Origin of the sequence: Pseudomonas sp. ADAK2 (genome assembly GCF_012935755.1) — a bacterium.
In the GTDB taxonomy this organism is placed as follows: domain Bacteria; phylum Pseudomonadota; class Gammaproteobacteria; order Pseudomonadales; family Pseudomonadaceae; genus Aquipseudomonas.
Genome location: NZ_CP052862.1, coordinates 130,906 through 150,229, shown reverse-complemented (window position 1 = coordinate 150,229; position 19,324 = coordinate 130,906). Strand labels below are relative to the sequence as shown.

Genomic DNA, 19,324 nt, shown 5'->3' with positions numbered 1-19,324 from the left:
GCGCCCCCGATCCGGCCAAAGGTGCCGGGGGTTCGTGGTGAAAAGGGGTTGCAGTTGAACGAACAGACATTGTCCATGCGCCTGGAGCGCGTGGCGGTACATGTGCCCACCGGCGCGCGCCTGGCCGACATCGGCTCGGATCACGGCTACCTGCCGGTGGCGTTGATGCGCCGTGGCGCCATCGTGGCGGCGGTGGCTGGCGAGGTGGCGTTGACGCCGTTCCGCTCCGCTGAACGCACCGTGCGCGAGAATGGCCTGGAGCAGCACATCACCGTGCGCCTGGCCAGTGGCCTGGCAGCGATCGAGCCCGGCGACGGGATCACCGCGATCAGCATCTGCGGCATGGGCGGCGAGACCATCCGCGACATCCTCGACCACGGCAAGGCGCACCTGAGCGGCCAGGAACGCCTGATCCTGCAACCCAACGGCGGCGAGCAGCCACTGCGCCAATGGCTGATGGACAATGGCTACCGCATCCTCTGCGAGGAATTGCTGCGGGAGAACCGCTTTTACTACGAAATCATCGTTGCCGAGCGCGCCGGGCCTGTGGCCTACAGCGCTGAGGAACTGTACTTCGGCCCACTGCAGATGCAGGCACGCAGCCCGGAATTCCTGGCCAAGTGGCAGCGCATACTGCGAGAGAAGCAAAAAACGCTAAACAACTTCGCTCGGGCGCGGCAGGCCGTGCCCGAAGAGAAGCTGCAAGAGATCGCCCGGCAAGCCCGGTGGATCACCGAGCTGCTCGGGGCGTAGTTCATCAGGCTATCAAGAGCGCCCGACGGAACCGCTCACCGGTAGATTCCCCAGCAATTTGAGCCCGGTGCTTTTCACAAACGTGTCGTAGTCCATCGGTTTCTGGATGCGGGTTTCAGCGTTGGGCAAAACGTAGGCCCAGGCACGCTGGGACGAGGTGTCGTAAACCAGCTTGAACAGGCGGGTCGGCACCCAGACCTTGTTGGCGCCGATGGTACCGTGGCCGGCGTCAAACAGCGGGCCGGTGAAGACAAACACATTGCCATTGGCGCGCTTGGCAAACTTCCTCACATCAGCCTCGACCTTGCTCCAGATCTTGCGGTTGTTGTTGGGGTCTTGCGGCACCATGTTCGACAGCGCAAAGGACTGGGCCATGGCATTCGGACTCGGTGCATCGGCCGCCGGCGATTGATGGCCACGGTCCACGGCCGGATGTTGGCTGCGGTAATCGCTCAACTCTGCGCGCCCACTCTTGGGGATGCGTGGGTCCGGGTAAAACTGATTGGTGCGTTCCTCGCCTTTGGCGTCCTTCAGTTGCGCGGCATTCAGGCGCTCGACCACTAACAGCGGCGTGCGGCTGGTTTGCGAGTACAGCACCGCGAAGTTGTCGGAACACAGGGCCATCGGTTTCATGTTGGCAGGCACGGTGGCGGTGCTGATCGGTTTCGCGGCCGGGAACAGTTCTGCGCAGCCGTCAAACGAGGGCTGTTTCTGTTTGTTTGAATAGAGGTCCAGGGCCGCGTTCTGGTTGATCGAGCCCGAGTGGGATGTTTGTGCGTGATGCTGGGTTTGCGGCTTGAGAAGATCCAGCAGACTGCGCGCTTCGGTGCCGGTGGAGAGCAAAACAAGGGCCGACAGCCCAACTGCAATTTTGCGTAGGTGCATGCTTTAATTCTTCGAATGGGATTGAGGGACAAACACAAGGCGAGTTCCGTTGACGGAACCAGGTGGAGGCGGTTGCAGATTATAGTGCGGCGAGCATGCGTTCACTTTCCTTGATCAAAATACCGATGCGCAGTACGACCGCTGACGGTCGCGGGGGATTTTATGGACCGTGATAACTCACTTTAGTGCTGGGCGTTTTACATTCTATCTGCGCGCTCCATCGTCTTAACGACACCAAGCAGCCCTTTGAAATCGCCCATCTGTTATCGAGGTAATGGTGCCCCACTCTTCCGATCAATCTGCTGACGAAAAAAGCCTGCCGCGATTATTGCTCGATCTGCTTTGGCAAATCGCCGCGCTGCTGATCCCGATTTTCCTGGTGACGGTCATCCCGTTGCTGTGGGCGCTCGGTGTCGTGCTGGCGTGTGCTGGCTTGATGTGGCTGGCGTCGTGGGCGGGTTGGCTACGCACCGGTCGAGGGCTTGCCCGGTTCATGACCTCTGCCGCCATCGGCCTGGGATTTAACCTGGGTCGGGCATTGCCGGCGTACTGGGACATTGCGGGGGCCGCGGTGACGATGTTTGCCGGGCTGGCTTGCGTCAGTCATCTGGAGCGACGACTTGGCCTGGTCGATCCAACGAAGGCGAAGGCCAAGTCGTCACCGCTAGCGTCGGGCCAGTCTTCCGGCGGCGCCAGTGCCTGGGGTGGCGACGAACCCCGACAAACACCCGAGGGCGAGCCTATCCGCGTGTTCAACTACAGTGAAATCGCCATGGGCGGGCCCGTCCTGTGCGATTACCTGTTCCCCGATGGCGTGCTGCTCCAGGGCCTTGGGTCGTCGGCGCGTTTCTCCAATGACGGGCGTTATTTCGCCGCACCTTTGCCCTCGCGCCAAGCCTGGGGGCTGGTGATTCTGGATCGGCAGCTGCGTCAGCTCTACCAATGTTCGTGCGATGAATTCTGGGAACTGGATGCCTTTAACGACGGCACCCTGACTGGGCGTTACAGCCCTTTGGTCGACAACGGCGCGCGGCAGATCAGCCTGGAGCAACTGCTGGCGACGGCTGAGCAGATCAGCCTGGTGCCCGTTGCCGACCTGTGGCTTGAACCGGGCGTCTGGCAACAAAACCTTGCGCGTAAATCGCTGCAGCATACGTCCCCCGATGGCCGGCAACGTCTGGACGGACGTGTGGCGCTGCCCGCCAGCCTGCGCGAATTGCCGCAGCCTTGCGATCCGCTGAGAAACCCGGAATACCGTGTGAGCATCAACGGTGAGTCCACGTCGCTGTTGATCATGGCCGACACCGCCATCATCTGGCATCCCGATAGCCGCTCGTTCGCCTGCCGGGCACGGATGACGGATGAACAGTCCCTCGACTACTGGCTCTGGCACGTGGACCGAGGCTGGCAAGCACTGCCTTGCCCGTGGATACCCGCTGACAGCGAGCCTTCCCTCGGTTGGAGCGAGCCGCTGGAATTGGATGACCACTGCCTGCGGTTATCGTCCTACTTCGACTACCCGCAGCCTGATCACGGTCGTTATGGCTACGGCTTGTACAGCATTCACAGCGACTGTGAGACTCAGGTGGGCCATGCGCCGAATGGTCGGATGCAGGTCGCTGAGCGGCAACTGACTCGCGTGCAATTGGCCGTGCCGCTGGCGGGTGATGGACAGCGTGGCGCGACGAAGGTCGAGTCCGCGCCCTTGCACGGTAAAACCCGGGCCCAATTCAGCTGGCAGCAAGACAACAGCCTGGGCCTCGGCGGTTATACCTGTCGGATTGGTGACTGGGATTTGCCGGGGATTTGGCAACTCGATCATCGGGTTTCAGACATTGGGCGCTACATCGCCTTGATCCCGTTCACCCTGCCGCCCGCCACCGCCGGTCATGTGGTGGTGGCCGACGCCCAGGAACGCCAGTTGCTGAACAGCCCGGCGCTGATGGTCGCCCGGATGCTGGACTTCCGTGGACCGACACTCAGCGTGGCGGTGATTCGCGGTCGCCTCGATCAGGATCGGCAAAGCACGCCATTGCAGCGCTTTGACCAATCGCCACCCGCAGCGGACGATGCCGCAGTCTTTTGCCAACATCGACCGGACTCGCGACTTTACTATGAGTGGTGCGAGCTGAATGTCACCCCGCAAGGCCTGACCGCCCTCCCCGACTGGCGCCTGGTGAACCAGCCACAGTCTGCCACCGCCGATGGCAACTTCATCCAGCCCGCCCCGATGGACAAAGATGCCGCTTGGCTGTTTGGCAGTGAAACCGAATACGCCGACAGTTGGCTGCGCGCCCAGAGCCCACGCCTGGGCGGGCATTTGCTGACGGCGTCCGGTTGCGCCATCAGCCATCTCGCGCCCTCGATGATCTGGTCCGAATACGCCCGTTATCTGGCCCTGACTCGCCTGCACACCGACGCCGACGACGACCACGGCGGCCGCTTGGAATGGCAGATTTTGCTGCTGGATGTCCAGCAGCGAACCTTGAGGCAATCATCGCAGCGGCTGCACAATCGACCACAGTTTGAAAGTTTTAAAGCGGATGTCTTGAAGGTGCGGCTGTTCCAGCGTGACTGGGAAGCCGTGGATGACCGCGACCGCGGCTCGATCAACGTAATGAAGTTGAGCGAACTGCTGGCACTCCCCGCCGAGGTCTTGTGCCCGTACGAGGGACTGTGGCTGACGGAAGATCAACTGGCGGAGGCTGACGCGTGGCATGCCTTGGACGCGTCGGCGTTGAGTGATTGGCGCCAGGCAGGTTCCAGCCAATGAAATGGCAAGCGTCATGTTATTTCCGACGCGCAGCAGGTCCTTTGCGCAATACCCGTTAACCTTTCACTGATTGCAGCCGATGCCTCTACCTTAGGGCATAGGAGCAATACAGATGAGAAACAACCAACCGGTTACGCAGCGCGAGGTTGCCCTTGGACCTCAACAAAAACTCATCTCAACAACGGATGCACGCGGCGTCATCACGTACTGCAATGACGCCTTCGTCGAGATCAGCGGTTTCAACAAAACGGACCTGATCGGTGCGCCACAAAACATCGTTCGTCACCCCGACGTTCCTTCCGCGATATTTGCCCATATGTGGGCCGCGCTGAAGCAAGGCAAGCCGTGGATGGGCATCGTCAAGAACCGCACGAAGAATGGCGACCACTACTGGGTCAACGCCTACGTCACGCCCGTGTTCGAAGGTAGCCAGGTCATTGGCTTCGAATCGGTCAGGGTCAAGCCGACGGCCGAGCAGATCCGCCGCGCCGAAGTGCTCTACAAACGGATCAACCTCGGCAAGTCAGCCGTCCCTGCCAGTGATCAATGGCAACCCGCCCTGCTCGCCTGGCTACCGGTGTTGACCATGGGCCTGGTGGGCGCGCTGGGTGGAGTGTACCTCGGCATGACGGAGGCGATCACGCTGGCGGTCGGGGTTTCGGTGCCGCTCGGGCTATGGGTGTCGAGTCGACAAAACCGTGGGGCGTTGCATCTGCTGGCGATGGCTGAAGCCTCCACCTCCGATGCGGTGCTGGCGAAAATGTACAGCGATGAACGCGGCCCCCAGGCACGTCTCGAAACGGCGTTTGTCAGCCAGGCGTCGCGGCTCAAGACCTGCCTCACCCGGCTGCAAGATACCGCTGAGCAACTGACCAGCCTGGCCGGCAGATCCGACGGCTTGGCCGCTGACAGCGCTCGCGGGCTTGACCGTCAACGGGTCGAGACCGAGCAGGTGTCGACAGCGGTCAATCAGATGGCTGCCACCACGCAAGAAGTCGCCAGTCATGTGCAACGCACCGCCGACGCGACCCAAGAGGCGAATGTGCTGACCGGACGTGGCCGTGACGTGGCCCGGGACACCCGCGAAGCCATTCAGCGTCTTTCCGTGGTAGTCGGTGAAACAGGCGTGACGGTCGCGCAACTGGCCAAGGACAGCAATGAAATCGGCACGGTGGTCGACGTGATCAAAGGCATCGCCGATCAGACCAACCTGCTGGCGCTGAACGCCGCCATTGAAGCCGCGCGTGCGGGTGACATGGGTCGAGGCTTCGCCGTCGTCGCCGATGAAGTGCGTCAGTTGGCACAGCGCACGACGGAGTCCACGGCGCAGATTCACAGCCTGATTTCCAAGCTGCAGGTCTCGTCCAACAATGCGGTAAAGACCATGGAGAACGGTCATCGACAGGCCGAAGAAGGCGTGGCGTGGGTGCTTGAGGCCGACAAGGCATTGGTCGGTATCAGTGAAGCCGTGGCGAACATCACGGACATGACCACCCAGATCGCCGCCGCGACTGAAGAGCAAACGGCAGTGGCCGAGGAAATCAGCCGCAACATCACCACCATCGCGACGCTGGCGGATCAAACCTCTGAGCAAGCCAGGCATTCGGCCGAGTTGAGCAAGGAACTGACCCAGACGGCTAAAACCCAGTATTCACTGGTTGAGCGGTTTAACCGATAACGCGCAGAACCTGTGAGAGTGAGCCTGCTCGCTCCCACAGCGGTATGTGGGCTATCGGCGCTGGACTGCCGTGCACTTTATCTCCACCAACAACCCCGGGTGAGCCAACTCGCTGACACCGATGCACGTCCAGGCGCATAGCCCCTTGGGGAACAGGCGGTTTTTCACTTCCCGAAACACTGCCATGTGCTTGGACATATCAACGTGATAGGTGGTCATGTCGACCACGTCTTCGAAAGTGCAGCCCCCCGCCTCCAGCACCTGCCGGAGGTTTCCCCACGCACTGATGAACTGCTGCTCCGGATCCTCGATGACTTGCATTTCAGGCGACCGGCCCACCTGACCGGCACAGTAAAGTGTGTCGCCGACCTTCACCGCGGGGGCATAACCGGCGCGTTCGACGATGGGCCGCATGGCGTCAGGAATAATGATTTCACGATCCGGCATCACTGGTTCTCCGAGGGTTTATTTGACCAGCCGCTTTTCCTTGGAGGGCCGGTAGCCGAAATACGAGCTGTAGCATTTGCTGAAATGACTCGGCGACACAAAGCCGCAGGCCACCAGCACGTCGACTTGGGACAGTTCGGTGTGTTGCAGCAAGCGCCGCGCTTCGGTGATGCGCAATTCCATGTAATAGCGTTGCGGCGTGGTGCCCAGTTGTTCCTTGAACAGCCGCTCGAGCTGGCGTCGTGAACGGCCGGCGTACACCGCCAGTTGCTCCAGCTCCAGCGGTTCTTCCAGGTTGGCATCCATCAGCTTCACCACCTCGCGCAACGGCGCGCTGACGCAGATGTTTTCCGTCGGTTTGATCCGTCGGTAGCGCGACTCCTCGAACGCCAGGATGTCCTCGATGCCTTCGACCAGGGCTTTGTCGTGCAAGCCTTTGATCCAGTCCAGCGCCATGTGGAAGGCGCCGGAAGGACTGGACGCGGTGAGCCGGTCGCGATCAATCACAAAAGGCTCGCTGGTGACCTGGGCGGCTTTGGCGATTTCCGCGAGTGCCGGGCGATGTTCCGGGTGAATGGCGCAACGGTAGCCGTCAAGCAAACCCGCAGCGCCGAGGAACCATGCGCCATTCCACAGCCCGGCCAGGCTGACGCCATGGTCTGCCGCGGTTTTCAGCAAGTGGATCAGCTCATCGTTGGCTTTGAGTTCTGTGCGGTAGCCGCCGCAGATGACCAGCAGGTCCAGGTCCTGAATCGCAGCAACGTCGAACCGGGCATCCGGCCGAATGACCAGGCCCAGATCGCTGACAACCTCGCCCTCGCTCAAGCCGAATGTGCGGGACGCGAACAACTTCGGTCGCAGCAGGTTCGCGGTGATGATCGTATCCAGCGCCTGGGTAAACGCCGGCAGCGAGAAATGCTCAAGCAGCAAAAAACCGGCGCGAACCGATTGGCTGGTCTCGCTGGGTTGCTCATTCAGATAGCGAAGGTTTTTCCCCTTCATGCCTCCGCTGAATTGGCGTCGTTCGATCAAAGTCTGGGCCACTCGATGTTGTTAGCGAACAGGTGCGTTGATGAAGCACCATGCTAACCTCCAGCCGCAGAAAAAGCCCTTCCCTCTTCGTCATTATGCGACTGATCAGTTCAGTAAAAGGAGTTGGCGACATGGACGTTATCAATCAGATGCAACCCGCCGAGTGTGCAGACATGGTGGACATCCGGCGCGAAATCGATGCCCTCGATCAGGCCGTTATCAAGTTGTTGGGCAGGCGTTTCAACTATGTGTTGGCAGCGTCGAAGTTCAAGACATCCGCGACTTCAGTGCGTGCCCCGGAGCGATTCAAAGCCATGCTGGAAACACGTCGGGAATGGGCCGCTGCCGAAGGCCTGAGCCCGGATGCCATTGAAAAGATGTACAGCGATTTGGTGAACCACTTCATTGCCGAAGAAATGAAGCATTGGGCGGTGCATCAATCGGGGACGTGATTCTGCCGCCAAAAGCACCTGTAGGAGCAAGGCTTGCCCGCGATGAACGAAGACGCGATGTGCCAGGTCTGACGCCATCGCGAGCAAGCTTTGCTCCTACAGGGGGTGGCGGGTTTGCGTTTACAGATCAGTGATTTCCTTGTGGCGTGGCACCAGCATTTTCATCACGCTCCACGCCACCAGATAGGCCAGCGCACAGATGGCGAACATGATCATGTAGCCGGTGTGAATATCGTTGATCGATTTGTAGTAGTCGAACACCCAACCGCCGATCTTGGTCATCACAACGCCCCCCAAACCACCGGCCATGCCGCCAATGCCGACCACCGACGCCACGGTCTTTTTCGGGAACATGTCGGACACGGTCGTGAAGATATTGCACGACCACGCCTGGTGCGCCGACGCGCCAATACCAATCAAAATGACCGGCACCCAGAAGCTGATGTAGCCCAATGGCTGCGCCAGCAGCACCAACAGCGGGAACAACGCGATCACCAGCATGGCTTTCATGCGACCGTCATACGGCTTGTCGCCGCGGGCCATGAAGTAGCTCGGGAACCAGCCGCCGCCGATGCTGCCGACCATGGTCATGCTGTACAGCACGGCCAGCGGCAACACGATGGCCTGGCCTTTCATGCCGTATTGCGCGGACAGGTAAGTCGGCAGCCAGAACAGGAAGAACCACCACACACCGTCGGTCATGAACTTGCCGAAGGCAAACGCCCAGGTCTGGCGGTAGGTCAGCAACTTGAACCACGAGACCTTTTTAGCGACCTCGCCTGCCACCGGCGTGGCGATGACTTCAACGGTTTCATCGCTGCGGATGTAGGCCAGTTCCTCAGGCGACAGACGTTTTTGCTTCTCCGGTTTTTCGTACAAGGCAATCCATACCGCCACCCAAACGAAGCCCAACATACCGATCACGATGAACGCCGCTTCCCAGCCCCAGAGGCCGGCAATCAGCGGTACGCAGATGGGTGCCAGGATCGCACCGACGTTGGCGCCGGAGTTGAAAATGCCGGTGGCGAAGGAGCGCTCTTTCTTCGGAAAGTATTCAGCGGTGGCCTTGATCGCGATCGGGAAGTTACCCGCTTCACCGACCGCCAGCACCGCGCGGGACAGCATGAAGCCGGCGATCGAAACCGGGATCACGGCCAAGCCGAACGCGGTACTAACTGCCGCGATCCCCTCGCCCATCGGCACCGAAAACGCGTGCATGATTGCGCCGGTCGACCAGATGCCAATCGCCACCACATAGGCGGTCTTGGTGCCGATCTTGTCGACGAAGCGACCGGCAAACAACATGGAAATCGCATACACGAACTGGAAGACCGAGGCGATGTTGGCGTAGTCGGTGTTGCTCCAGCCAAATTGAGTCGACAAGTCCGGCGCCAACAGGCTGAGCACCTGGCGGTCGAGGTAATTGACGGTGGTAGCGAAAAACAACAGCGCGCAGATCGTCCAGCGGTATTTGCCTACGGCTTGGCCAACACGTTGCGCATTGATGGGCTCGTTCAGATTCATAGCATCACTTTATTATTGGATTAGGGTGATGAGCTCTCGCCGCCATGACGAGAGTGGACGTTCTCCATGCCCGGCGGCAGGAGTTGGACCGGTAGCGAGGCGCTATGAGGCGTTTAAAAGGGCCGACTGGGCATGAAAGCAGGCAGCCGAGATCGAGCCACTGGAAGTGGCGTTCGGAGACGCGAGTACGCAGGTTGGATTCATGATGGGGCCGACACTCATTTTTTATTTTTAGGGTTCAACAGCCGAGCTATCGTCTGTCGTCGTACAACTGTGCCTTTTATATCGAGCCCGATACCCGGCTGTCAATCTGAAAGATGGCCGTTCGTCATGACACGGTCCGTTCATTCCGATCCGGATTTGTATTGAATACGAAGGCTACAGGCGAGATCAGCGGGGTTGTTTCATGGGCGAGAGGCCGAAGGAAGGTGAAATATCGTTGTACGACAACGTGAGCAGAACCCACTGCCTGCGATAGTCCTCGGTGGATCGTGGATTGGCGCGAGGCTTCAGATGGATGAAGGGTCTATCCACCGGTCATTGTCATTGAACTCTCGCGCTATGGACACCGTCCAGCGCGCCCTGAAACCCGCAATCTTCCCTTCAGAAATCAATAAGTAACAACGACCAAAAATGCTTTGAATTTTTTTCTGACGCCACCACTCCTTTATCTATGAGCATATGGAGGGGGCCTCATGAAGACCGGACTTTACATCATCGAATACAAGCTTCACGGACAGACGAAGTCATTCATCATCCGCGCGCAGACCATGAGTAATGCCCAGGCCTGGCATTGGGCGAGTTGTGATGCGGGGATCGCGCAGATACCGAAACCCGGACGGCCGCCGCTCAAGGTCGTGTCCAAGCCCCTGGCAGAAAAATACGGGCTGACCGAGGTCAAGTGGCGGGAATCGGCGACGTTGAACTGGACGGAGGTGTCGACGTGACGCCGGCGTTGGTGCTGTCTACCCCAGCGCCGTGTCGAGGAACATCATCACGCCGAAACCCAGCATCAACCCCAAGGTCGCGGGCGTCTCGTGGCCGTTGCGATGGGTCTCCGGGATGACTTCATGGGAGACCACAAAGATCATCGCGCCGGCTGCCAGCCCCAACGCCACGGGGTAACCCAAGGCGAAACTGGTGGAGATGCCCAGGCCGATGATCGCGCCCAAGGGTTCCATCAGACCCGAACCGACCGCGATCAACGCGGCGCGCACTGTCGAGATACCGGTCACTCGCAGCGCCAATGCCACGGCCAGTCCCTCGGGGATGTCCTGGATGGCAATGGCGGAGGTCAGGGGCAAGCCCACCTTCATGTCGCCGTTGGCGAAGCTCACACCAATGGCCATGCCTTCGGGCAAGTTGTGCAGCGTAATCGCCAGCACGAACAGCCAGACGCGATTGATCCGCTGCGCCTGCGGACCTTTGCGTCCACTCTTCTGGTGTTCATGGGGCACAAAGCGATCCAGCCCTATCATCAGTGCCACGCCCAACATCAACCCCAGGACCACCACGCAAGCCGCGAGCAGCTTGTTGCCGCAAATCTCCTGCGCCGCCGCAATGCCGGGAAGGATCAGCGAGAAGGAGCTGGCGGCGAGCATCATGCCGGCGGCGAAGCCGAGCATGATGTCTTGCGTGCGCGCGGCGATGTCACGCAACAGCACCGCCACCACCGCACCCAGTGCAGTTGCGGCGAAGCCCGAGAGACCGCCGATGAAGGCGTAATGCAGGTTGATACGGTTGGCCCCGGTGAATGCGCTGTAGCCACTGATCAGCAACAGAACGGCAACCCCCACCAGGGTGGCCCAGAACAGAATACTCAGCCAGCCACCGCGCCGGCCAGCGTCAAACCAGGCCTGCCAAGACCCCCGGACCGGCGAAGAATGATGCGACATAAGAACCCCTACTTGCCATTGCGATGCTTGTTCATTGCTCTCGGTGCGGCGGCGTAAATCTGTCTCGAAAATCGCGAAGCTTCCCGTTCGAACGCCAGTGCGGTGGCACTGAACAGACGGGAAAATCCTTCGGCGGAATCGACAGAAGAAATGCTTGTTTCACGGTTCATTGGGTTCACCTCAACACTTGGTCCACATAAAAAACCGCACGCCCGGAAGGCGTGCAGTGATCTGTCAGGCATCGGCTCGCGCCTGCATCCCCGCGCCCAAATCAGCGCCGGTCACCGGGTCGCTGTCGGGGTCGGACATCGTGCGTACCTTCATGTCCAGCAGCAGCTCTTCTTCCTCAGCGCTCAACTGGACACTGGCGCTGCCATCCCCTCCATCCACCGCGGGCATCGGCTCTTCCACGTACTCCCACTCCTCGCCCTGGTTCCACGGCCCCCGCGTACTGCCTTCGCCCTGGGACAGGTTGAAGTAAACGTTGGTGAACTCCGGCATCCCTGGCAGCTTGCCCTGGGGGAAATTCGGCTGGATCGCGTGCAAGGCTTTTTCGAACGAGAGTTGATGAGCGATTTCCCGGGTCATGAGAAACCCCAGCGCCTCTTTCACACCCGGATCGTCGGTGACGTTCATCAGGCGTTCGTAGACGATTTTTGCCCGGGCTTCGGCGGCGATGTTGGAGCGAAAATCCGCCGTCGGCTCGCCGATGGTATCGACGTAAGCCGCCGACCACGGTACTCCGGCAGAATTGGTCAACGGCGCGCCGGCACCGTAGAGCAGGCTGGTGATGTGCGAGTCATTACCCGCGCCATTGATCGCGCGATACAGTTCGCCCTCTTCTTCCACACCTTCAGCCATACGGCCCTTGGCGCCTTTGTTGAGCATCACGATGATGGAACCGACGATCTCCAGGTGACTGAGTTCTTCGGTGGCGATGTCCATCAGCAGATCCTTTCTTCCCGGATCATCCTCGGCCAGCGCTTGGGTGAAGTACCTGGACGCCGCGGCCAGTTCGCCCTGAGCGCCGCCGAATTGTTCCAGTAGAAGGTTGGCCAGCCCAGGGTTGGGTTGGGCTACGCGCACGGTGTATTGAAGTCGCTTGTTGTGTAGGAACATGACGAATCTCCTCAGGCCTATAAAGCGCCGATACTCATCCGGTGAATGACCGAATGCGGCGCCCACAGTCATCTGAAGGCGATGCGTTGGCGAAAATTTTAAAAAAGATCCGAGCCCCGCGACAGGCGGTTTTTGGCCGTGCAAATTACCCGTTTTTTCGCCAGTCGTCGGCGGCTGTGCAAACGCTTCAAACTTTTATCGGGTGGGTGAATTCAACCGCTGTCACGGCCATTTCCTGGCGCTCGGGGCGAGGGATCAGTGACCGCGATGCTATCGCTGCACCTCCCAAAGCCCATCTCGGCGCAGCAAAAAAATTTGAACCGCTTTTGGGCACGCTCGCCTAATGAACAGCGTGTGGAGAATCCCACAGGCATATTCCTAGAGGTGGTCAACGTGGCTAAAGACGAAAAGAAAAGCAAAGGCGAGTCTTCCAAAGCCAGTAAGGATTTGAAAGACAAAAAGGCATCACCGGCCAAGAAATCAGCGGCGGCATCGGCGCTTTCGAAATCTCCCGACAAGAAAGACAAAAAGAAAGAGGTTGAACCCAAGAAATCTGCCAAAAAAGCTGACAGCAAGCCTGAAAAGGCCAAGAAATCAGAGAAGGCAGATAAGCCGGCGAAAAAGAAAAAGTGACAGCGGCTATTGGCTAGGGCTTTACGCCCTAGCTTCCTTACGCCTTCGACGCTCTCCTCCTCGGCAAAGAGCTTCCTCTGCAAGCTTCCCTACAGCAAAAAGCCCGGCTGATAAGGCCGGGCTGTTGTCGAGTACTGCGGTAAAACCCTGCATTCAAACGGCACGGCGTTCGAGCAGACGGTCTGCACCACTTTCAGCAACCTGGTTGCCTTTCAGATGATCCGAACCATCAGCAGCAACGGCGTCACTGAACAATGGGTCGGTTTCGTTGGCGGCAACAGCGTCGCTAAACAGCGGGTCGGTTTCAGTCGCGGCAACAGCATCGCTGAACAGCGGGTCGGTTTCAGTGGCGGCGAAAGCATTCAGTGCGAAGATCGAGAACGCGATGCCGAGGAAGGTTTGGCGTTTCATGAGGGTGTGCTCCGGGGTGCAGTGGGTGGGAATGGAGCCGATCTTACGCCGCGGTTTTGATAAGAGAACTTCATTGAGTCAATGGTTGCTATTGATAGAGTTAATGATGTCGCCAAACCAGGTCATCCCTATGCCTGTCGAGCCAGGCGCGCGCCGTCTTTTCGCAGCGCGAACACCTGAGCCGCCACGCCAACAACGAGCGCAAGGGCGATAAAACCCAGCGCACCTTTGAGCAATGGTGAATTCGGATCAGTGACGATGGGGTGGCCATCGGGGACTCGACGCAACGTCTCCGAGACGGTCGGGACCATCAGCAAGAACGCCGTCAAGCTCAGCAGGATGGTTTCCAGGTACACCCCTGCCCGGCCCAGCCAGGCAACGAAGCCTACCCCGTAACCAGCGAGCAACAGCACGATCGTGAGCGCACCGATCACCGGGCTGATCGGTTGATGGGCCACCAGAAACACCGTCAAGCCGCCGATCAGCATCGAAACGAAATAAGCCAGGCCGGCCCGCGACCGTGGCACGATGCGCCCGTGCTTGATGAACATATAGGCGGCCAGGGGAATGGCAGGCAAGCTTCCAAGGGTGTGTACCCAGCCAAGGGCAGAGATACCGAACATTCGACTATTCCTTTGTGATTGGATGATGCACATCACGCGGCAAACCCAGTGCGTTGCCGATCAACCGCGTGGAAGCGTTATGATTCGGGGTTCAGACTATTGAAGACGTGGCCGGACTGACATGACGGATCGACTCGAAGACTTGACCATTCGTCCAGAGCTGCAGCTGGAGGGGCTGGCCACAGGGGATCTGCTCTCGCAGGTATTGGCGCAGATTCGTCTGACCGGGGATCGCGTCTACTCCACCACTCAGGCCGTGGGTCAACGTCTGGAACTGGATGAAAAAAGCTCGCACATCTGCGTCCTGCAAACGGGGCAGCTGCACATCGAAGGCGCTGACGGACAGGTCCAGACGATCGAACAGGGCGACATCCTGCTGCTGCCCCACGATCCGTCATCGTTGACCATCACCGCTTCCCAGGGACCTGCGTCGCTGGTCATCTGTCGATTCTGGTTCGATGCCAGCAGCTTCCAGGCCATGCTGTTCGCATTGCCGTGGCTGATCCATATCAAGCAAGCCGAAGCCGCAGAATGGGCAGAAGGCATCCTGCATTTCATGCTCCTGGAGGCCAATGACACGCAGCCTGGCGGCGCGTTGATGATTTCGCGCCTCATTGACCTCACCGTCATTCGCATCTTGCGAACCTGGGTTCAGCACGGCATGGCCTCAGGCTGGCTAGGGGGCTTGTCTGACGAGCGTATCGCTCGAACCCTCAGGGCCATCCATGAAAAGCCCGGGCAACAATGGCGCATCGATGCACTCGCGACGATCGCCGGCATGTCACGGTCAAGCTTCTGTGATCGGTTCAGCGCGCTGGTGGGACGCTCACCGTTGCGTTACCAGAATGAATGGCGACTGACCCTGGCAAAAACGATGCTGGCCAAGCACAACAGCCGCATCAGCGAGGTGGGGTTTGCGATTGGCTACGAGTCCGAGGCATCTTTCAGTCGCGCCTACAAGGCGTATTTCGGCCGCTCGCCACGGGACGACAACAGCCAGGGCGGTGCGCAAGAGCACGTTTGAATGCAGGCAGCGGTCCTTTTATTGATCTGCCAAAGCTTTCGCTCAAGGTTGCTTGCGATACATCCCCGTCAACATGTCCTGGGAATCCGGCGCGGCGTTGTAGTTGATGACCGCGAAGTTTTTCAGCAGTTGTATGTGATACGGGCCGTGTAATTTGGACGCTTGCGGCTCACGGACAATGATCAGGTTTTCGGCTTCCATCGGCACGATGTGATGCTCGGTCGCAATGTCTTTCAAGGTCTCGGCGTCTTTCAGTGTCACGGTGAATTCCGCCACTTCTCTGCCCTGGGCATCGCGGTCGGGCAGGATTTTCAAGTCCAGGTCGCCATCGCGCCCCAGAAAGTCCCGGCGCATCTGGTAGTGGCCGTTGCGCTGGTTACGCTCGACTTCGCTGAGTTTGGCGTATTCCGGCTCGCGCTGTTCATAGTGAAGCTGGATCGCCAGTTCGCGGTCGTCGCCCTTGGCGCCGCTGACCCAGGTGCCGGTGTAGTTGAAGGGTTTGACCCTTTCCTGAGTGAGGCGCCAGATGCCTGTCTGACGACCATCGTCGGCGTATTCGTGAAGGCCGAAGTTGTCGTCGCTGGAGTCTTCCCGAGCCCCCACCAGTTTGATCGGCGCACCGTTGCCGCCCTTGGTGTAGCGCACTTCGCCAATGATCACTGCGCCCTGCTCCTGGTACCAGAGTTCGACCGGAATCTTGCCGTTGAGGGTCCCGGCGAGCATCTGTGGATCGTCGTTGATCGGGCCTTCCACGCTGGGTTGTTCGTGCCACTGGCCGTCTACCCAGTCGCCGGTGGTGCGCAGCATGTAGCCGCGAGGCATGCTGGAGTTTTCACCAAACTCGGTCGCCGGCACGTCTTCCTGGGTGTATGTAGAAAGCTGCGCCAGCTCGCCGTCGCGCATTTTCCATTTAGTAAAGCGCATCCAGCAGCAGCCGCGGTCGGTTTGCGTATGCAGAATGCCATCCTGCGGAGTGACCGAGAACATCCCGCCGCTGACGCCCTTCGCCATGTCGGTCAACGCACGGTTAAGGACCCACTGGTTTTGCTGCGGGCCTTGCAGGTAGATGTCGAACTGCGCCTGGTAGTCCATTTCGGGATGGGTGCCGTTGCGAATCGCCAGATCCTGATGACCATCGAAGTCGAAGTCAGCGAAGTACAACAAGCCCCCATTGCCGAGCAGCTCGGGATCGGCTTTGCCGTCGCGTTCCCTGGGCACGTTGCCGGCCTGGGTCTGCAATTGCTGCAGGGTTTGGAGGGTGTTTTTGTCGCGCACCGTGATGAGCGCTGGCATCAGTTGACGCGGTTCTGCCGGCGGCTCGGGGAACAGCACGTCGACCAGGTATTTCCCAGTCGGATCGTTGACCGCAAACGACAGCGGTTCGGCCACGGCCGGGGCCACCAGGGCCATGGAGAAGAGCACACCACTGACGAGCGAACGCATACAACGCTTCCTTGCGGTAAATTCGGGGCCGCCGTGCAGCGGCAAACGGGGGGGTTATCGAGAAAGTGGCCAGCCTTGAACGGGCAGTTCACTCATCAGCATTACAGTCGACATCGCCTGTACCCATATGATCGAAGCCGGTCAACATCAGCGAAGTCAGCCCGTTGGACGGGTCACCCTGGACACGGGCGTCCATGATGTTTTCCGGCAAGGCCCCCTGCTCCGCTTCGGATAACAAGTAGGCTTCGGTGCGCGGCAACTTGAATGCGTTGCGCACCGCGACCTCGTCGAGGGTGCCCTTGAGCACGATCGTGACCTGTTGCAACTCCCCATGCTCCCAGCTCAATTGCACTTGCGTCGCGAGCGGATGAACCCTGGCAGCCAGGTGGGCGGGAAAGTCGGGGCCTTCTTCGTAGGCGGCGGCGTTGGTGCACGGATCGCCCTGGTTTTCGTAGCCCTTCAAGGCGCAGTTGAAGCGCTTGTCCCGATGGCCCAGCGTCTTCTCCATGTAGCAACCAAACGCGCTTGACGACATGCGTGGCCATGCCAATACGTCGACGCTGGCTGGCGGCAGGTCCGCAGCCAAGGCTTGATGTGCACAGGTGAACAAAACGATGAAGGCGCACAGCGGACGTAATGGCCACTGGAATACGGAGGAATTGAGCGAAGGAATAACCACGTTATTGCACCCTGCCTTTTTTGAAGTAAGGGCCGTGATAAAGAAGTAAACGCGGCTACTTCGGACTTTCTTTAAGTAACCGGGCGGCGCCTACTGGGGAAGTAGAGGCCGCGCATCAGGTCTACGCTGTGCGCTTAGTGCACATTCAGCAACGCGAAGATAGCAATCAATGCCCACAACACCGACACATATTGCATAGGCACAAAAAACAAAGTGTTCTTCTTGCGAAAGACGACTTCGCCACCGGTGGCTGGATCAATGTAGGTTTTGCCCGGCTGGTTGTTCAGCTTGTGGCCGACGAAGGCATTGACGGCCGCGCCTACCAGTAGGCCGATCCCCAGCCCGAACCCGCCGAAGATCCCTGCAAAAGGAATCATGCAAATCAACGGGATAATGATCGAAAGAACGCCCCATCCTTGCCAAATAATAAACATCACTCGTCCCTGATTAATTTTTGAGGCGCGCAATCTAACAACAAACAGGGAGCGCAGCAACAAATTGAAACAGGTTGTCGGCAACTTGATGAATCATCTTTGAGCAATACAGGCCGAACCCTCAAGGGTCCACCTGCCCCATCATTTCAGCGACCGTTTCCTGGCGATTGGCATAGCGCTGCGCCAACACTGCACACACCATCAACTGAATCTGGTGAAACAGCATCAGCGGCAAAATCAACACGCCCAAGGTGCTACCGGCGAACAACACCTGGGCCATCGGCACGCCGGTCGCCAGGCTTTTCTTCGAACCGCAGAAGAGAATGGTGATGCGGTCTTCCTGATTGAAACCGAAGACTTTCCCAAGCACGGTGGCTGCGACCAGTACCAACCCCAGGACGACGCAGCAAGCCACCACCAGCCCGGCCAGTTCCCACAGCGGAATCTGGTGCCAGATGCCTTCATTCACGGCCTCGCTGAACGCACCGTAGACCACCAGCAGGATCGAGCCCTGATCCACGAATTTCAGCCAACTCTTGTTGCGCGCCACCCAGTTGCCGACCCAGCGCCGAGCGATCTGCCCGGCCACGAACGGCAGCAACAGTTGCACGCTGATTTTCAGGATCGCATCGAGGGTCGAGCCGCCATCGCCGTGCACATTGAGCAGCAACGTCACCAGCAACGGCGTGAGGAAGATCCCGAACAGGCTCGACGCCGCCGCACTGCAAATCGCCGCCGGCACGTTGCCCCGCGCCAGCGAGGTGAAGGCAATCGCCGACTGGACGGTGGCGGGCAGCGCGCAGAGGTAGAGCATGCCCATGTACAGGTCTTTGCCGATCAGCGGCGACAGCACCGGTTTGAGCGCCAGCCCAATCAAGGGGAACAGGACAAAGGTCAGGCTGAAGATCAGCAAATGCAGGCGCCAGTGGCCGGCGCCGGCGATGATCGATTCACGGGAGAGTTTGGCGCCATGCAGGAAAAACAGCAGGCCGATGGCGAGGTTGGTCAACCAGCCAAAGCCGACCGCGACCTGGCCGCTGGCGGGCAGGAAACTGGCGAGAATGACCACGCTGACCAGGGTCAGGGTGAAGTTGTCGGGCAAGAAACGGGGACGGGTCATCTTCAGGTATCCGGGCGCCAGGAACAGTGTCGCCACTCTAACGCGCTGACTAATGACCGGCTAACGCCAACAAGCCAGGAGATGTCGGCAAAAGGACATAAAAGCTTACATTAATCGCACAGGGCTCAGCCTTGGGTGGTAATCCCCTCCGGCCACTGCCCGCAGATAGGCCTCATCCGCCTCGACCCGCAAGTCGCGCCACTCTTCCCAATTCACAATGCCTTGGCGATCCATTTCATCCGCCTGGCGCAGCAGTTCTTCGTGATAGGCATCCGGACATTCCATGCGCAGCGAGCAGTCGTCGAGTGCACGGTGCCAGGCGTCCAGGGCACAGAGCCGTTGTTCTTGCGCCGGGGTCAGCAGGTTTTTGCATGAGTTCATGACGGTATCCCCCAAAAA

At 59.4% G+C, this 19,324-nt stretch carries 21 protein-coding genes and 1 pseudogene; 8 read left to right on the top strand and 14 right to left on the bottom strand.

Features of this window, described 5'->3' with window-relative positions; all coding sequences use genetic code 11:
* The first annotated feature begins 54 nt into the window (after positions 1–54).
* On the top strand, positions 55–753 hold the full coding sequence (locus HKK52_RS00865; protein WP_169368878.1) for a tRNA (adenine(22)-N(1))-methyltransferase: 699 nt from the start codon (positions 55–57) through the stop codon (positions 751–753).
* Positions 754–765: 12 nt separating this feature from the next.
* Here HKK52_RS00865 and HKK52_RS00860 read toward each other — a convergent pair whose 3' ends face one another.
* Positions 766–1,638 carry a DNA/RNA non-specific endonuclease gene (locus HKK52_RS00860; RefSeq protein ID WP_169368877.1) on the bottom strand — a complete coding sequence of 291 codons (873 nt, stop codon included), beginning with the start codon at positions 1,636–1,638 and terminating at the stop codon, positions 766–768.
* A gap of 274 nt (positions 1,639–1,912) precedes the next feature.
* On the opposite strand from HKK52_RS00860, the gene HKK52_RS00855 reads away from it, so the two are divergent.
* The 3 genes and pseudogenes from HKK52_RS00855 to HKK52_RS00850 all read left to right on the top strand — a co-directional run bounded on the left by HKK52_RS00855 (position 1,913) and on the right by HKK52_RS00850 (position 6,089).
* Positions 1,913–4,411: a hypothetical protein gene (locus tag HKK52_RS00855; RefSeq protein WP_169368876.1), complete on the top strand. Its 2,499-nt coding sequence runs from the start codon at positions 1,913–1,915 to the stop codon at positions 4,409–4,411.
* Positions 4,412–4,523: 112 nt separating this feature from the next.
* Positions 4,524–4,796, top strand: a pseudogene (locus HKK52_RS32895) (PAS domain-containing protein); the annotation flags it as partial.
* Positions 4,797–4,997: 201 nt separating this feature from the next.
* Positions 4,998–6,089: a methyl-accepting chemotaxis protein gene (locus HKK52_RS00850; protein WP_442962301.1), complete on the top strand. Its 1,092-nt coding sequence runs from the start codon at positions 4,998–5,000 to the stop codon at positions 6,087–6,089.
* Between the two features lie 51 nt (positions 6,090–6,140).
* Here the strand turns inward: HKK52_RS00850 and HKK52_RS00845 are convergent, their stop codons facing one another.
* Both HKK52_RS00845 and HKK52_RS00840 read right to left on the bottom strand, forming a co-directional pair.
* Complete coding sequence (locus HKK52_RS00845) at positions 6,141–6,536, bottom strand: RidA family protein (RefSeq protein ID WP_169368874.1); 396 nt, start codon at positions 6,534–6,536, stop codon at positions 6,141–6,143.
* Between the two features lie 18 nt (positions 6,537–6,554).
* On the bottom strand, positions 6,555–7,568 hold the full coding sequence (locus HKK52_RS00840) for a GlxA family transcriptional regulator (RefSeq protein WP_178117474.1): 1,014 nt from the start codon (positions 7,566–7,568) through the stop codon (positions 6,555–6,557).
* 131 nt (positions 7,569–7,699) lie between these two features.
* On the opposite strand from HKK52_RS00840, the gene HKK52_RS00835 reads away from it, so the two are divergent.
* Positions 7,700–8,020, top strand: coding sequence for an isochorismate lyase (locus HKK52_RS00835; RefSeq protein ID WP_169368872.1), 321 nt, complete (start codon positions 7,700–7,702; stop codon positions 8,018–8,020).
* 120 nt (positions 8,021–8,140) lie between these two features.
* Here the strand turns inward: HKK52_RS00835 and HKK52_RS00830 are convergent, their stop codons facing one another.
* Positions 8,141–9,544, bottom strand: coding sequence for an MFS transporter (locus HKK52_RS00830; protein ID WP_169368871.1), 1,404 nt, complete (start codon positions 9,542–9,544; stop codon positions 8,141–8,143).
* Between the two features lie 695 nt (positions 9,545–10,239).
* On the opposite strand from HKK52_RS00830, the gene HKK52_RS00825 reads away from it, so the two are divergent.
* Complete coding sequence (locus tag HKK52_RS00825; protein WP_169368870.1) at positions 10,240–10,491, top strand: DUF6555 family protein; 252 nt, start codon at positions 10,240–10,242, stop codon at positions 10,489–10,491.
* An 18-nt stretch (positions 10,492–10,509) separates the two neighbouring features.
* On the opposite strand, the gene HKK52_RS00820 is transcribed toward HKK52_RS00825, so the two are convergent.
* The 3 genes from HKK52_RS00820 to HKK52_RS00810 all read right to left on the bottom strand — a co-directional run bounded on the left by HKK52_RS00820 (position 10,510) and on the right by HKK52_RS00810 (position 12,558).
* Positions 10,510–11,439: a ZIP family metal transporter gene (locus tag HKK52_RS00820; protein WP_169368869.1), complete on the bottom strand. Its 930-nt coding sequence runs from the start codon at positions 11,437–11,439 to the stop codon at positions 10,510–10,512.
* Positions 11,440–11,447: 8 nt separating this feature from the next.
* Positions 11,448–11,609 carry a hypothetical protein gene (locus HKK52_RS00815; protein WP_169368868.1) on the bottom strand — a complete coding sequence of 54 codons (162 nt, stop codon included), beginning with the start codon at positions 11,607–11,609 and terminating at the stop codon, positions 11,448–11,450.
* A gap of 64 nt (positions 11,610–11,673) precedes the next feature.
* On the bottom strand, positions 11,674–12,558 hold the full coding sequence (locus tag HKK52_RS00810) for a manganese catalase family protein (protein ID WP_169368867.1): 885 nt from the start codon (positions 12,556–12,558) through the stop codon (positions 11,674–11,676).
* Between the two features lie 384 nt (positions 12,559–12,942).
* Here HKK52_RS00810 and HKK52_RS00805 point away from each other — a divergent pair, with 384 nt between their 5' ends.
* Positions 12,943–13,191 carry a hypothetical protein gene (locus HKK52_RS00805; protein ID WP_169374150.1) on the top strand — a complete coding sequence of 83 codons (249 nt, stop codon included), beginning with the start codon at positions 12,943–12,945 and terminating at the stop codon, positions 13,189–13,191.
* Between the two features lie 153 nt (positions 13,192–13,344).
* On the opposite strand, the gene HKK52_RS00800 is transcribed toward HKK52_RS00805, so the two are convergent.
* Complete coding sequence (locus HKK52_RS00800) at positions 13,345–13,602, bottom strand: hypothetical protein (protein ID WP_169368866.1); 258 nt, start codon at positions 13,600–13,602, stop codon at positions 13,345–13,347.
* A 128-nt stretch (positions 13,603–13,730) separates the two neighbouring features.
* Positions 13,731–14,225 (bottom strand): hypothetical protein, encoded by a 495-nt coding sequence (locus HKK52_RS00795; protein ID WP_169368865.1) that lies wholly within the window; start codon positions 14,223–14,225, stop codon positions 13,731–13,733.
* A 121-nt stretch (positions 14,226–14,346) separates the two neighbouring features.
* On the opposite strand from HKK52_RS00795, the gene HKK52_RS00790 reads away from it, so the two are divergent.
* Positions 14,347–15,249 (top strand): AraC family transcriptional regulator, encoded by a 903-nt coding sequence (locus tag HKK52_RS00790; RefSeq protein ID WP_169368864.1) that lies wholly within the window; start codon positions 14,347–14,349, stop codon positions 15,247–15,249.
* Positions 15,250–15,291: 42 nt separating this feature from the next.
* Here the strand turns inward: HKK52_RS00790 and HKK52_RS00785 are convergent, their stop codons facing one another.
* The 5 genes from HKK52_RS00785 to HKK52_RS00765 form a co-directional block, all read right to left on the bottom strand.
* Positions 15,292–16,692 (bottom strand): XAC2610-related protein, encoded by a 1,401-nt coding sequence (locus HKK52_RS00785; RefSeq protein ID WP_169368863.1) that lies wholly within the window; start codon positions 16,690–16,692, stop codon positions 15,292–15,294.
* Between the two features lie 88 nt (positions 16,693–16,780).
* Positions 16,781–17,371: a hypothetical protein gene (locus HKK52_RS00780; protein ID WP_169368862.1), complete on the bottom strand. Its 591-nt coding sequence runs from the start codon at positions 17,369–17,371 to the stop codon at positions 16,781–16,783.
* A gap of 134 nt (positions 17,372–17,505) precedes the next feature.
* Positions 17,506–17,805 carry a hypothetical protein gene (locus HKK52_RS00775; protein ID WP_169368861.1) on the bottom strand — a complete coding sequence of 100 codons (300 nt, stop codon included), beginning with the start codon at positions 17,803–17,805 and terminating at the stop codon, positions 17,506–17,508.
* Positions 17,806–17,926: 121 nt separating this feature from the next.
* The gene (locus HKK52_RS00770) at positions 17,927–18,925 is read right to left on the bottom strand and encodes a bile acid:sodium symporter family protein (RefSeq protein WP_169368860.1); all 999 of its coding nucleotides are present in this window, start codon (positions 18,923–18,925) and stop codon (positions 17,927–17,929) included.
* 105 nt (positions 18,926–19,030) lie between these two features.
* The gene (locus HKK52_RS00765) at positions 19,031–19,306 is read right to left on the bottom strand and encodes a hypothetical protein (protein WP_169368859.1); all 276 of its coding nucleotides are present in this window, start codon (positions 19,304–19,306) and stop codon (positions 19,031–19,033) included.
* Positions 19,307–19,324: the final 18 nt, after the last annotated feature.

Bases quoted from the DNA above. Each gene is read 5' to 3' on its own strand.
- HKK52_RS00770 (WP_169368860.1), bottom strand. From the start codon at position 18,925: ATGACCCGTCCCCGTTTCTTGCCCGACAACTTCACCCTGACCCTGGTC.
- HKK52_RS00795 (WP_169368865.1), bottom strand. From the start codon at position 14,225: ATGTTCGGTATCTCTGCCCTTGGCTGGGTACACACCCTTGGAAGCTTG.
- HKK52_RS00785 (WP_169368863.1), bottom strand. From the start codon at position 16,692: ATGCGTTCGCTCGTCAGTGGTGTGCTCTTCTCCATGGCCCTGGTGGCC.
- HKK52_RS00845 (WP_169368874.1), bottom strand. From the start codon at position 6,536: ATGCCGGATCGTGAAATCATTATTCCTGACGCCATGCGGCCCATCGTC.
- HKK52_RS00835 (WP_169368872.1), top strand. From the start codon at position 7,700: ATGGACGTTATCAATCAGATGCAACCCGCCGAGTGTGCAGACATGGTG.
- HKK52_RS00790 (WP_169368864.1), top strand. From the start codon at position 14,347: ATGACGGATCGACTCGAAGACTTGACCATTCGTCCAGAGCTGCAGCTG.
- HKK52_RS00800 (WP_169368866.1), bottom strand. From the start codon at position 13,602: ATGAAACGCCAAACCTTCCTCGGCATCGCGTTCTCGATCTTCGCACTG.
- HKK52_RS00850 (WP_442962301.1), top strand. From the start codon at position 4,998: ATGGGCCTGGTGGGCGCGCTGGGTGGAGTGTACCTCGGCATGACGGAG.
- HKK52_RS00810 (WP_169368867.1), bottom strand. From the start codon at position 12,558: ATGTTCCTACACAACAAGCGACTTCAATACACCGTGCGCGTAGCCCAA.
- HKK52_RS00815 (WP_169368868.1), bottom strand. From the start codon at position 11,609: ATGAACCGTGAAACAAGCATTTCTTCTGTCGATTCCGCCGAAGGATTT.
- HKK52_RS00825 (WP_169368870.1), top strand. From the start codon at position 10,240: ATGAAGACCGGACTTTACATCATCGAATACAAGCTTCACGGACAGACG.
- HKK52_RS00820 (WP_169368869.1), bottom strand. From the start codon at position 11,439: ATGTCGCATCATTCTTCGCCGGTCCGGGGGTCTTGGCAGGCCTGGTTT.
- HKK52_RS00860 (WP_169368877.1), bottom strand. From the start codon at position 1,638: ATGCACCTACGCAAAATTGCAGTTGGGCTGTCGGCCCTTGTTTTGCTC.
- HKK52_RS00855 (WP_169368876.1), top strand. From the start codon at position 1,913: ATGGTGCCCCACTCTTCCGATCAATCTGCTGACGAAAAAAGCCTGCCG.
- HKK52_RS00765 (WP_169368859.1), bottom strand. From the start codon at position 19,306: ATGAACTCATGCAAAAACCTGCTGACCCCGGCGCAAGAACAACGGCTC.
- HKK52_RS00775 (WP_169368861.1), bottom strand. From the start codon at position 17,805: ATGTTTATTATTTGGCAAGGATGGGGCGTTCTTTCGATCATTATCCCG.
- HKK52_RS00830 (WP_169368871.1), bottom strand. From the start codon at position 9,544: ATGAATCTGAACGAGCCCATCAATGCGCAACGTGTTGGCCAAGCCGTA.